General features: G+C 72.0%; 9 protein-coding genes. 4 read left to right on the forward strand and 5 right to left on the reverse strand.

Annotation, left to right across the window (positions count from 1 at the left end; translation table 11 throughout):
- The first annotated feature begins 67 nt into the window (after positions 1–67).
- From mfd to ACYU7L_RS10085, 3 genes are read left to right on the forward strand one after another with little or no spacing between them, the layout of a single operon-like run.
- A complete protein-coding gene (gene mfd / locus ACYU7L_RS10075; RefSeq protein WP_460795743.1) occupies positions 68–3619 on the forward strand; it encodes a transcription-repair coupling factor in 3552 nt (1183 codons plus the stop codon).
- Between the two features lie 10 nt (positions 3620–3629).
- Entirely contained in the window at positions 3630–4313 is a 684-nt protein-coding gene (locus tag ACYU7L_RS10080; RefSeq protein WP_460795745.1) for a hypothetical protein, read from the forward strand.
- 10 nt (positions 4314–4323) lie between these two features.
- Complete coding sequence (locus ACYU7L_RS10085; RefSeq protein WP_460795747.1) at positions 4324–4929, forward strand: nucleoside triphosphate pyrophosphohydrolase; 606 nt, start codon at positions 4324–4326, stop codon at positions 4927–4929.
- 21 nt (positions 4930–4950) lie between these two features.
- On the opposite strand, the gene ACYU7L_RS10090 is transcribed toward ACYU7L_RS10085, so the two are convergent.
- The 5 genes from ACYU7L_RS10090 to ACYU7L_RS10110 form a co-directional block, all read right to left on the reverse strand.
- Entirely contained in the window at positions 4951–5805 is an 855-nt protein-coding gene (locus tag ACYU7L_RS10090; RefSeq protein WP_460795749.1) for a class I SAM-dependent methyltransferase, read from the reverse strand.
- A gap of 113 nt (positions 5806–5918) precedes the next feature.
- A complete protein-coding gene (locus ACYU7L_RS10095) occupies positions 5919–8540 on the reverse strand; it encodes an esterase-like activity of phytase family protein (RefSeq protein ID WP_460795751.1) in 2622 nt (873 codons plus the stop codon).
- A 136-nt stretch (positions 8541–8676) separates the two neighbouring features.
- The gene (locus tag ACYU7L_RS10100; protein ID WP_460795753.1) at positions 8677–9336 is read right to left on the reverse strand and encodes a methionine ABC transporter permease; all 660 of its coding nucleotides are present in this window, start codon (positions 9334–9336) and stop codon (positions 8677–8679) included.
- A complete protein-coding gene (locus ACYU7L_RS10105; RefSeq protein WP_460795756.1) occupies positions 9336–10382 on the reverse strand; it encodes a methionine ABC transporter ATP-binding protein in 1047 nt (348 codons plus the stop codon). Before ACYU7L_RS10105 ends, ACYU7L_RS10100 begins: the two co-directional genes overlap by 1 nt.
- A gap of 4 nt (positions 10383–10386) precedes the next feature.
- A complete protein-coding gene (locus ACYU7L_RS10110; protein WP_460795758.1) occupies positions 10387–11361 on the reverse strand; it encodes a MetQ/NlpA family ABC transporter substrate-binding protein in 975 nt (324 codons plus the stop codon).
- Positions 11362–11709: 348 nt separating this feature from the next.
- Between ACYU7L_RS10110 and eno the strand changes: the two genes are divergently transcribed.
- Positions 11710–12987 (forward strand): phosphopyruvate hydratase, encoded by a 1278-nt coding sequence (gene eno / locus ACYU7L_RS10115; RefSeq protein ID WP_460795760.1) that lies wholly within the window; start codon positions 11710–11712, stop codon positions 12985–12987.
- Positions 12988–13015: the final 28 nt, after the last annotated feature.

A 13015-nucleotide genomic window follows, 5' to 3' on the forward strand; every position in this document is an offset into this window, starting at 1 on the left:
CTGGCGATCCACCCCCTGTCACACCCGGTCAGGGGGCGCTCGTGATGTGCACTCCCTGGGAGCTCTCGTGACCCTTGCCGGTCTGGCCACCGCAGTCCTCGCCGATCCGACGCTCGCCACGGCGCTCGAAGGCGCTCAGGGGGGAGCGGTGACCTCGCTCGACCTGACGGGTCCGGCCTCGCTGCGTCCGTTCGTGGTGAAGGGACTGGTGGAGGCCGGTCGCACGGTCCTCGCGGTCACCGCCACGACCCGGGAGGCCGAGGAGCTCGTCGAGTCGCTGGGCTGCCTGGTCGATCCGCGCGAGGTCGCCTACTACCCGAGCTGGGAGACGCTGCCCCACGAGCGGCTCAGCCCGCGCAGCGACACCGTCGGGCGCCGCCTGGCGGTGCTGCGGCGCCTGGTGCATCCCGGCGACGACCCGTCCAACGGCCCGCTCAAGGTGGTCGTCGCGCCCGTGCGCAGCGTGCTCCAGCCGCAGGTCAAGGGGCTCGGTGAGCTGGAGCCGGTCGAGCTGACCCCGGGGATGACGGCCCCGCTCGAGGACGTCGTGCGACGTCTCGCGGACGCCGCCTACTCGCGCGTCGACCTGGTCGAGAAGCGCGGCGAGTTCGCCGTGCGCGGCGGCATCGTCGACGTCTTCCCGCCGACCGAGGAGCACCCGCTGCGCGTGGAGTTCTGGGGCGACGACGTCGAGGAGATCCGCACCTTCTCCGTCGCCGACCAGCGCACGCTCGACAAGGCCGAGCGGCTCTGGGCGCCGCCGTGCCGCGAGCTGCTGCTCACCGACGAGGTACGCCGCCGCGCGGCGGAGCTGGGCCGCGCGCACCCGCAGCTGATCGAGCTCACCGACAAGATCGCCGCCGGCATCGCCGCCGAGGGGATGGAGTCGCTGGCGCCGGTGCTCGTCGACGACATGGAGCTGCTCGTCGACCTGCTGCCCGCCGACGCCCACGTCCTCGTGCTCGACCCCGAGCGGGCGCGCAGCCGGGCCCACGACCTGGTCGCGACCAGCGAGGAGTTCCTCGGCGCCAGCTGGGCGGCCGCCGCGAGCGGGGGGACGGCCCCGATCGACCTCGGCGCCGCGTCGTACCACTCGCTCTCGGACGTGCGCGAGCACACCCTCGACCGCCGTACCCCGTGGTGGACGATGAGCCCCTTCGGCCTCGACACCGACGTCGCGGACGCCGTCCCGGACGTCGACGTGATCGTCGGCGCGGTCGAGAGCCGAGCACTGCCGGCCCAGCCGGCCGACGCCTACCGCGGCGACGTCGAGCACGTCGTGCGCGACCTGCAGCGCTGGCTCCAGGAGGGCTACCGCACGGTGGTCGTGCACCCGGGCCACGGCCCGGCCGAGCGGACCGTGCAGATCCTCGGCGAGCACGACATCCCGGCGCGGCTCGTGGAGCGCCTCGACGAGGTGCCCGACGCCGACGTCGTCACGGTGACCTGCGCGGCGCTGGCCAGCGGCTTCGTCGACGAGACCAACAAGATCGCCGTGGTCACCGGCGAGGACATCTCCGGCCAGAAGGCCTCCACGCGCGACATGCGCAAGATGCCCGCGCGGCGCAAGAAGCAGATCGACCCGCTCGAGCTCAAGGCCGGCGACTACGTCGTGCACGAGCAGCACGGCGTGGGCCGGTTCGTGGAGATGAAGCAGCGCGAGGTGGGCGGCGCGACCCGCGAGTACCTCGTCCTCGAGTACGGCGCGTCGAAGCGCGGCGCCGCCCCCGACCGGCTCTACGTGCCGGCGGATGCCCTCGACCAGGTGACCCGCTACGTCGGCGGCGAGCAGCCCAGCCTCGACCGGCTCGGCGGCGCCGACTGGTCCAAGCGCAAGAGCCGCGCCCGCAAGGCCGTCCGGGAGATCGCCGCCGAGCTGATCAAGCTCTACGCGGCGCGGCAGGCCACCCGGGGCCACGCGTTCGGCCCGGACACCCCGTGGCAGCGCGAGCTCGAGGACGCGTTCCCCTTCAACGAGACCCCCGACCAGCTGAGCACGGTCGACGAGGTCAAGGCCGACATGATGCGCCAGGTCCCGATGGACCGGCTGGTCTGCGGCGACGTCGGCTACGGCAAGACCGAGATCGCGGTGCGCGCGGCGTTCAAGGCGGTGCAGGACAGCAAGCAGGTCGTGGTGCTGGTGCCGACGACGCTGCTGGTCAACCAGCACCTCTCGACGTTCACCGAGCGGATGAGCGGCTTCCCGGTCACGATCAAGGCGCTCTCGCGCTTCCAGACCGACAAAGAGGCGCGCGAGGTCCTCGCCGGCCTGGCAGACGGCACCATCGACATCGCGATCGGCACCCACCGGCTGCTCGGCAACGACGTGCGGGTCAAGGACCTCGGACTGATCATCGTCGACGAGGAGCAGCGCTTCGGCGTCGAGCACAAGGAGCAGATGAAGCGCCTGCGCACCTCCGTCGACGTGCTCGCGATGTCGGCGACGCCGATCCCGCGCACGCTCGAGATGGCGATCACCGGCATCCGCGAGATGTCGACGATCGCGACACCGCCGGAGGAGCGGCACCCGGTGCTCACCTACGTGGGCGCCTACGAGGACCGCCAGGTCGTCGCCGCCGTACGGCGCGAGCTGCTGCGCGAGGGCCAGGTCTTCTACATCCACAACCGGGTGAACTCGATCGACAAGGCCGCCGCCCACATCCGCGAGCTCGTGCCCGAGGCGCGGGTCGCCACCGCCCACGGGCAGATGAGCGAGACGCAGCTCGAGCAGGTGATGGTCGACTTCTGGGAGAAGCGCTTCGACGTGCTCGTCTGCACCACGATCGTGGAGTCCGGGATCGACGTGTCCAACGCCAACACCATGCTCATCGAGCGCGCCGACACCCTCGGCCTCTCCCAGCTGCACCAGCTGCGCGGCCGCGTGGGGCGCTCGCGCGAGCGCGCCTACGCCTACTTCCTCTACCCCTCGGAGAAGCCGCTCACCGAGACCGCCCACGAGCGGCTGGCCACGCTGGCCCAGCACTCCGACCTCGGTGGCGGCATGGCGATCGCGATGAAGGACCTCGAGATCCGCGGGGCCGGCAACCTGCTCGGTGGCGAGCAGTCCGGTCACATCGCCGACGTCGGCTTCGACCTCTACGTCCGCCTGGTGGGGGAGGCCGTCGACGACTTCAAGGGCTCCAAGAGCGAGGAGCTCGGCGAGGTCCGCATCGAGCTGCCCATCGACGCCCATCTGCCGCACGGCTACATCGCCTCGGAGCGGCTGCGCCTGGAGATGTACAAGCGGCTCGCGGAGGTCCGCTCCGACGAGGACGTCGACGTGCTGAACGCCGAGATGGTCGACCGCTACGGCGAGCCGCCGCAGGAGGTCTCGTCGCTGCTGCTCGTCGCACGGTTCCGCGCCCGGGCCCGCAAGGCCGGGATCAGCGAGGTCACGATCGCGGGGAAGAACGTCCGCTTCGCCCCCGTCGAGCTGCCCGACTCGCGCGTCGTACGCCTGCAGCGGCTGCACCCCAAGAGCATCGTCAAGGCCCCGCTCAAGACGATCCTGGTGCCCCGCCCGCAGACCGCCGTGGTAGGGGGGAGGCCGATCGCCGGCGTGGCTTTGCTTGAATGGGCGCGGCAGGTCATCGATTCGGTGATCGACCCCCAGAGCTGAGGAGCCCCACGTGACCATCCGCCTGCGTCCCATCGCCGGTCTCGCCGTCGCCGCCACCGTCCTGCTTTCCGGCTGCGGCACCTCGCCCGGCTCGGCGGTGAACGTCGAGGGCACGACCGTGTCGATGGGCACGCTCGACGAGCGGACGGCCGACGCGTGCGAGGCGCTGGAGACCCAGCTGCCCGAGGGACAGTTCCTCTCGCTCGCCTCGGTCCGCTCGACGGTGGCCCAGCAGGCGCTGGTGCGCGAGGTCGTCACCCAGATCGGCGACGAGTACGGCGTGCAGGCGTCCTCGGCCTACGACGACGTCGAGGCGCAGATCCGCGAGGAGAGCCCGGACGTCTCCGAGGACCTGATGGACACCTGGGTCTCGGTCAACGCGGGCAACGCCTACTACCAGGACGTGCTCGGCCAGGTGGGCGAGCAGGCGCTCGAGGACGAGGGCGAGGAGGTCTCCCCGGAGGCTGCGGCGCAGCGGGGCCAGGAGATCTTCACGGAGTGGCTGGCCGACCACGACATCCAGGTCGACCCGCGCTTCGGCTTCGACGTCACCGACGAGGGCCTGACCGAGGCCGACTACGACACGAGCGTCTCCGTCGCGGTGAGCGGCACGGCGAAGGCCGCCCTCGCCGACCTCGCCGGCGAGGGCGAGAGCTACGCGGCGTCGCTGCCGCAGTCGCAGCGCTGCGGCTGAGCCTGTGCCTGTGCCGGGGCCGCTGGACGAGTTCCACGAGGTGATGCGCCGGCTGCGCAGCGAGTGCAGCTGGAAGGCCGCGCAGACCCACCGCTCGCTGGCGCGCTACCTCCTCGAGGAGACCCACGAGGTCATCGAGGCCCTCGACACCGGCGACGCCGAGCACCTGCGCGAGGAGCTCGGCGACCTGCTGCTGCAGGTCTACTTCCACGCGGCCATCGCCGAGGAGGCCGGCGACTTCACCCTCGACGACGTGGCGCGGGACATCATCGCCAAGATGCGCCGCCGCAACCCGCACGTCTTCGCCCCCGAGGGTGGCGAGCTGGCCGCCGGCGGCGACCCGGCCGCGGTGAACGACGCCTGGCAGGCCATCAAGGCGACCGAGAAGCCGCGCCACTCCGTCCTCGACGGCATCGCGCCCACCCTTCCCGCGCTGCTGCTCGCGGACAAGGTGCTGGAGCGCCTGGAGCGCGCGGGGAAGGAGCCGGTGGCCGGCCCCGCCACCGACCTCGGCGACCGCCTGCTCGCCCTGGTCGCCGAGGCGCGTGCCGACGGCATCGACCCCGAGCAGGCCCTGCGCGACGCCGTACGCCGCACCCTCCCGCCGCCCGACTGATGCCGCCTGGTTCGCGCGCACTCAGTCCGGCGCGTGCGCGATCGTGTAGCGGATGTCGACGTCGAGGCACAGCCGGCCGTCGGCGTCGCGGGTCTCGTCAAGGATCTCCGCCACGCCGGCCAGCATCTCGGCATGCCGCTCGGCCGGGGCCTCCCGCCAGTGGCCGCGCATGGCGGTGCTGAGCGACCAGCGGTGCCACTGCTCGATGTCCGCGAACGGGATCGCATAGGTGACCGCCGACGTCCGCACCCCACGTGCTCCGGCCGACGAGAAGAGCCGTTCCACGCCCTTGTCGTGGGCGAACAGCGACGGCATCGACGTGGGCGCGGGCACTCCCGGGGGCCGCTCGGCGTAGGAGTCGAGCAGGTCGGTGATCTGCTGCCACCTCGGTGACCACGGCTCGAACGTCGCCGCACCGACCCGGCCCCCGGGCGCTAGCAGGCGCACCCACCGCCGGACCGCGGCAGCGGGATCGGGCAGGAAGAAGAGCACCATCGACGAGCCGATCACGTCGTACGACGAGGAGGGGTACGACGGGTCCCGGGCGTCGCCGTGAGCCACGCTCACGTGGTCGTCGCCCCGTCGTGCGGCCGCGGCGGCGGTCAGCTCGACCATCGCCGTCGAGATGTCGCAGGCGTCGACGCGCCCGCTCGGTCCGACGCCGTCCGCCAGCGGGAAGGTCAGGGCGCCGCGACCGCAGCCGAGGTCGAGGGCCCGCTCGCCCGGTCGCGGGCCGAGCTCCAAGCACAGCCCGCTGGCGATCGTGGTGAAGAAGGGCACGCCCGACTGGTCATAGCTCTCGGCGAGGGAGTCGAACAGCGCCGCCACCGGTGCGGTCGGGTCCTCGGGCTGGTCACCTGCGGGGGACGCGTCCATGGTCCCATCATGGTGGCGGGCCGTCGGCCCTGTGAACCGTCCAGCCGAAATGATGCGACCCGATGGCTCATGATCACGGCGGATCACAGCCATCGGGTCGCATCATAGGGGGGTCAGCGGCGCTTGCCGGTGACCTTCACGACCACGACCCGAGAGGTCGAGGGCAGGGCCGTCGCGGAGCCGGCGTAGGCCACCCGCAGACGGTGCTTGCCCGCGCGCAGGCCGCGCACCCGCAGCACGGCGCGGCCGTCGTGCAGCCGGGCCCGGGCGAGGGTGCGCCCGCGCTCGGTGACGACCACGCGCCCGGTGGCGAACCCGGGGCGGACGTCGACAGTGAGCCTGACCGGACGCCCGCGGCGGATCTGGCGCGACGCTGCCTTGACGGCCACCGACGTCCCGATCGAGTCGCGGAAGACGCGCGAGAGGCGGCCGAGCTCGATCAGCTGGGTCTCGCCCGTGGCGTCGTCGAGCCCGTCGTTGTCGGTGACCACGAAGACCCGGCCGTCCTGGGTGACGCCGAGGCCCTCCAGCTTCTCCTGGGTCCAGCCGGCGAGGTCGCGCAGCGCCGGCACGACGTCGACGGCGAGGCGCTTGTCGAGCATCCGGACCTGGCCCGACGATCCCGACGCGCCCGCCGGCACGTCGACGGTGTAGACCCGCTTGACCCGGACGGCCGGCCCGTTGAGCTTGTCGCGCTCGATGACCGCGAGCGTGTCCTGGTCGACGGCCGTGATCTCGGAGAGTCCGATCCAGTCGCCGGCGACGTCGGTCGTCTCGAGGGGGTAGCCGAACCACGTCCACGCTCCGGTCGTCACGTCGTAGCGGCCGATCCGCGCGAAGTCCTCGCCGGCCAGCGGCCGCTGGAGTGCGACGTACACCTGCTCGCGCGCGCCGCTGCCGAGCGCCGTCACACCCTCGAGGCCCTGCTTCCCGAGGCGTGAGGTGACGTCCTGCGGCAGCGCCACGGTCTGTACGACGAGCCCGGCGGCGTCGGTGCGCACGAGCGCGTTGCCGGGGCCGCTCGCGCCCTCCACGGCGAGCCAGAACCCGCCCGCGCGGCGGGCGTGCAGGCCCTCGATGTCGAGCGCGGGCCTGGCGCCGGTGGCGTCGGTGACCTCGATGACGCCGTCGATCGTGGCCGGTGCCGTGCTCACGTCGAGGGTGTGGATGCGCGCCGTCGCGTAGGCCGCGTCGCTGGCGGCGTAGAGGTGCGAGGGGTCGCCGGGCCTGGTCGAGAGCGCGCCGAGCGCGCCCCAGCCGATCGGGGTGCCGGCGGAGTCGACGGCAGGGGTGTCGGCCGAGACGATGGACGGGAAGGCCGGCCGGCCCTCGTCGTAGCGGTAGACGCCGACGGTGGCGCGGACCCCGGCCGAGGCGTCGTCCTCCTCGGAGGAGACCACGAACAGATCGCGCGAGGGGATCGGGAGCAGCCCCTCGGGCCCGTTGGTGGTGGCCAGTGCCTGCTCGAGGACGGGCTCCCGCGGGTCGCTCATGTCATAGACGGCGACGAAGTTGCTGCGCTCGGAGCCGACGAAGGCCCGCGGCCTGCCGCCGATCTCGGCGAACGCCAGGCCCTCGGGCTCGGCGCCCTTCTTGGCGGCGCGGCCGTCGTTGTGCAGGCCCAGGCGGGTCGCGAGCTGCTCGAAGGTGTTGCCGGCGTCCCACACCACCGCGCCGGTGGTGGCGTCGAAGACCGTCCAGCCCCGGGTCCCGCCCTTCCAGTCGCCCTCGTTGGCGGTGGCGACCAGGCCGTCGCCGACCCACTCCACGGAGTCCGGCTCGCGGGGCGCGGTGATCGTGCCGACCGGGTCGAAGAGGCCGTTCTTGGTGGTGTCGATGCCGCTCACGGTGGCGGAGCCGGCGCTGAAGACCTTCTCGACGGCACCGGTGGGGACGTCGATCACGACCAGGCCGTTGTTCTCCTGCAGGCTCAGCACGAGCTGGTTGCCGGCGTTGATGTCGACGTACTCCGGCTCGGGGTCCTGGGGCGTGTCGAGCCCGGCGTCGACGAACGACGCCAGCGGCGCGCCGTCGGGCTGGACCAGGTCGACGCGGCGGGTGCCCCAGGCTGCGGGCGCTCCCGCGAGGTCGACGAGCTGGACGAACCCGGCGGGCAGCTGCGGCAGGTCGCCCTCGTCGCCGCCCTCCGGGGTCGCCTCCTCGTCGCGCTCGTTCTCCATCGCGATCGCCGCGTAGGAGAGGTCGGGGCTGATCGCGATCGAGTCGGGCTGGCCGCCGAGGTCGATCGAGCGGACCCGGGTGCGGTCGCTGACCCGGATCACGTCGAGGCGGCCCGACGGTGCGGCGTACGAGCTGCTGGTGTTGACGACGACCAGCACGAAGTCACCGACGACGGCCACCGACGTCGGCTCGTCCTCGGCGTCGCCGAGCTCGCTCAGGTCGAGGGTGCCGGCGCCGAGGGGGGCGGCCGGGTCGGAGATGTCCACGAATCCGATCCGCCGGCCGGCCGCGTCGGTGTGCACCAGGGTGCGGCCGTCCGGGGTCACCGCGGAGATCTCCGCGAGGGTCTCGGCCTGGGGATCGACGCCGGCCGGCGCGTTCTGGAAGACCGGGTAGGTCGCCACGCGGTGGAAGGCGGAGGCAGGGTCTCGAGACGGCTGGTTTCGAGCCTCCGCCACCGAGGCCGGAGCGCTGGCGGCGAGGGGGCTCGCCGCCAGCGCGGAGAGGGGGAGGACGGCTGCGGCGGCGAGGGCCACGCCACGGCGTAGGAGCATCGGTGGTGCCTTTCGATCACGGGGGCCCGAGAGGGTCCCGCGCACCGTGGAGGCACCTGACGGCCGGCAGGTGGACGACGGGTGAACCGACGCTGCACCGGTGGGCGAACACTCCCTCCCCGACGAGCCGGCTCGATCAGCGGCGCATGACTCGCCGCGCCATCCTGTTCCCGGTGAACTGGGCGGTCTGCACCAGCGCGATGATGATGAGCACCGCCGCCCAGGTCACCACCGGCTCGAACTGGCGGTAGCCGTAGGTCAGCGCGAAGGTCCCCAGCCCGCCGCCGCCGACGACCCCGGCGACCGCCGTCATGTCGACGATGGCGACCAGCGCGAAGGTGTAGCCGAGGATCAGCGGCCCGAGCGCCTCCGGCAGCAGGACGGCGAACGTCGTGCGCAGCCGGCTCGCCCCCATCGCCCGCGAGGCCTCCAGCACGCCGGGGTGGACCGAGACGAGGTTCTGCTCGACGATCCGGCTGATGCCGAACGAGGCCGCCAGGGTCAGCGCGAAGATCATCGCCGAGTTGCCGATCCCCGTCCCGACCACCAGTCGCGCGGCCGGCTGGACGGCCGCGATGAAGATGATGAAGGGGATCGGGCGGAAGAAGTTGACCAGCACGTTCACCACGACGTTGACGCCGCGGTGGGGCGCGATGCCGCCCGGGCGGGTCGTGTAGAGCAGCAGCCCCAGGGCGAGGCCGCCGAGGCCGCCGAGGACCACCGTGATCCCGACGATGTAGAGGGTCTCGAGGGTCGCGGTCCACAGCAGCGAGTCGAGCTCGAGCAGGCGGTCCATCACCGCACCTCCTTCTCGTGCCGGGTCAGCTCGACCCGGGTGCCCACGTGTGCCACCGCGTCGGCGACGGCCGCGGGGTCGCCGGTGAGGGCGAACGTCAGGTGCCCGAAGGTGCGGCCCCGGACGTCCTCGACCCCGCCGTGGATGAGCTCGAAGTCGACGCGACGCGCGATGAACGCCTCGAAGACCTCGGCAGGGGAGACCTGCTCGTCGCGGAACGACAGCGTGATGATCTCGCCGGGGTGCCGGTCGCGCAGCCGGGTCAGCGCGGGGGCGTCGGGCCCCTTCTCGACCAGCGTGCTGACGAAGCGGCGGGTGGCGGGGTGCTGGGGGTCGGAGAACACGTCGTAGGTGTCTCCGGACTCCACGATCCGGCCCGCCTCCATCACCGCGACGCGGTGGGCGATCGAGCGGACCACCTCCATCTCGTGGGTGATCACCACGATCGTGATGCCGAGCTCCTCGTTGACGCGGCGCAGCAGCGCCAGCACCTCGGAGGTGGTCTGCGGGTCGAGGGCGCTGGTCGCCTCGTCGGCGAGCAGGATCCGCGGGTCCGTGGCCAGGGCGCGGGCGATGCCGACGCGCTGCTTCTGCCCGCCGGAGAGCTGCTCGATGTGGGAGTGCGCCTTGTCGGCGAGCCCCACGAAGTGCAGCAGCTCGGAGATCCGCTCGCGGTGCTGCTCCTTCGGGACCCCGGCGACCTGCAGCGGGTAGGCGATGTTGCCCCACACCGTGCGCGAGGCGAAGAGGTTGAACTGCTGGAAGATCATGCCGATCTCACGGCGTACGGCGCGCAGCTCGCGCTCGGACATCGCGCTGACCTCGCGGCCGGCGACCGTGACGGTCCCGTCGGTGGGCCGGTCGAGGGCGTTGACCAGGCGCAGCAGGGTCGACTTGCCGGCACCGGAGTAGCCGACGACGCCGAGGATCTCGCCCTCGGCCACGTCGAGATCGACGTGGTCGAGGGCGAGGACGGGCGAGCCCTGCCGCGAGCGCGCCGGGAACACGCGGCTCACGTCGCGCAGCCGGATCAGAGGCTCGCTCACGCGGTCAGCCCTTCTGGTCGCGGGTGTCGGACTCGACCTTCTTCAGCGACTCCACGAGGTCCGCGACCGGCGTCTCGAGCAGCACGGCGGTGTCGCCGGAGGCCTGCTGCACGCCCTCCTGGACGGCGGCGGTGTCCTGGTAGATCTCCACGAGCTTGCGGTACGTCGCGTCGTCCGCGTCGGCGGCCCGGGCGGCGAAGACGTTGACGTAGGGCACCGCGTTGGGGTCGCTGGGGTCGTCCTGCGCGATTGCGTCGGCGAACTTCAGACCCGCCTTCTCCACGAAGTCGTTGTTCACGATGGCCGCGGCCACGTCGTCCAGCGCAGGAGCGGTGAGGGCGGCGTCGAGCGCCTTGACCTCGACGCGCGAGCTGTCGGACACGTCGGCGAGGTCGGAGAAGATCGTGCCGCCCGACGTCAGCTCGATCAGCCCGGCGGACTGCAGCACGAGCAGGGCGCGGGCCTGGTTGCTCGGGTCGTTGGGGACCACGACGGTCGCGCCGTCGGGGATGTCCTCGACCGCGTCGTGCTCCTTGGAGTAGAGCCCCAGGGGGTAGATCGCGGTGGCGCCCACGGGCTGCAGGTCGTCGTCGTTCGCGACGTTGTAGTCGGCGAGGTAGACGATGTGCTGGAACTGGTTGAGGTCGATCTCGGCCTCGCTCAGCGCCGGGTTGGGCTGGGTGTACTCGGAGAAGTTCACGAGCTCGACCTCGATGCCCTCGTCGGCGGCGGCGTCGACGTAGGTGTCCCAGTAGGGCTCGCTGGCGTCGACGACGCCGATGCGGACGGCCTGCTCGTCCTCGTCGTCACCGCCGGTGAGGGCGACGACCAGGCCGACCACGACGGCGAGAGCCACCAGTGCGGCCAGCAGGAGGGGCCAGAGCTTGCGCTTGGGTGCCTCGACGAGGCCGGCTCCGGGGGTGGCCCCGGGGGTGGCTCCGGAGCTGCTCGAGGGGGGAGTCGATGGGGTGTGCGACACGGGAGTTCCTGTTCAGTCTCGTCGGGGGTGGGCTTGTGGCCGTCCCTCAGGGGTGTTCGGAGGTGCAACCGAGTGGAGCAGCAGGGATTCCCGGCAGCCGTCCGGTTTCACGATCCAAGACGGCCGTCTCACGGCCGCAGGCGTGGCCCGCGACGGCGACGTGCGGGAACTCACAGCGTCGCCACAACGTCACCACGGGGCCGTCCGGCCGGGTACTCGGGTCATTGGGCCCGGTCGACAGGGTCGGGCGGGCCTCCCCGGATCAGGGGTGGTCGCCGATACGCTGACCCCAGGACCCACCGGTCCGCACGACCTCCACCATCCGTTTCCGAACAGCAGGAGTTGCACGTGGCTTCCATCGCAGCAGTCGGCGCCCGAGAGATCCTCGACTCGCGCGGCAATCCCACCGTCGAGGTCGAGGTCCTCCTCGACGATGGCGTCTTCGCCCGGGCCATGGTGCCCAGCGGCGCCTCGACCGGCGCGTTCGAAGCGGTGGAGCTGCGCGACGGTGGCGACCGCTACCTCGGCAAGGGGGTCGAGAAGGCCGTCAACGGCGTGCTCGACACGATCGCACCCGCCGTCATCGACCTCGCGGCCGACGACCAGCGCCTCATCGACCAGGTGATGCTCGATCTCGACGGCACCCCCAACAAGGCCACGCTGGGCGCCAACGCGATCCTCGGCGTCTCGCTGGCCGTGGCGCGCGCCGCGGCCGACTCCGCCGGCCTGCCGCTCTACCGCTACGTCGGTGGCCCCAACGCCCACCTGCTCCCGGTCCCGATGATGAACATCCTCAACGGCGGGTCGCACGCGGACTCCAACGTGGACATCCAGGAGTTCATGATCGCCCCGATCGGCGCGCCCACCTTCCGTGAGGCCGTCCGGATGGGCGCCGAGGTCTACCACGCCCTCAAGTCGGTGCTGAAGAAGAAGGGCCTGGCCACCGGGCTCGGCGACGAGGGCGGCTTCGCGCCCAACCTCGACTCCAACCGCGCCGCGCTCGACCTGATCGCCGAGGCCGTCGAGGCCGCCGGACTCAAGCTCGGCACCGACATCGCCCTCGCGATGGACGTCGCGGCGTCGGAGTTCTACAAGGACGGGGCCTACCACTTCGAGGGCGGGACCAAGACGTCCGCCGAGATGACGGCCTACTACGCCGAGCTCGTCGGGTCGTACCCGATCGTCTCCATCGAGGACCCGCTGGACGAGGACGACTGGGAGGGCTGGAAGGAGATGACCGACCAGCTCGGCGACAAGATCCAGATCGTCGGCGACGACCTGTTCGTCACCAACGTCGAGCGTCTGCAGCGCGGCATCAGCGGCGGCCAGGCCAACTCCCTGCTGGTCAAGGTCAACCAGATCGGCTCGCTCACCGAGACCCTCGACTCCGTCGACCTCGCGCACCGCAACGGCTACCGCTGCATGATGAGCCACCGCTCGGGCGAGACCGAGGACACCACGATCGCCGACCTCGCGGTCGCGACCAACTGCGGCCAGATCAAGACCGGCGCCCCGGCACGCTCGGAGCGGGTCGCGAAGTACAACCAGCTGATGCGCATCGAGGAGGAGCTCGGCGACGCCGCGCGCTACGCCGGCGCGAGCGCCTTCCCGCGCTTCCAGGCCTGAGCAGAGCAGACACTGCAGGAGTGGGGGA

This window comes from Nocardioides pacificus (genome assembly GCF_054775955.1).

What these genes read in the sequence shown, in the direction of transcription:
- ACYU7L_RS10090 (WP_460795749.1), bottom strand. Translation starts at nt 5,805, where the DNA reads ATGGACGCGTCCCCCGCAGGTGACCAGCCCGAGGACCCGACCGCACCG.
- ACYU7L_RS10095 (WP_460795751.1), bottom strand. Translation starts at nt 8,540, where the DNA reads ATGCTCCTACGCCGTGGCGTGGCCCTCGCCGCCGCAGCCGTCCTCCCC.
- ACYU7L_RS10100 (WP_460795753.1), bottom strand. Translation starts at nt 9,336, where the DNA reads ATGGACCGCCTGCTCGAGCTCGACTCGCTGCTGTGGACCGCGACCCTC.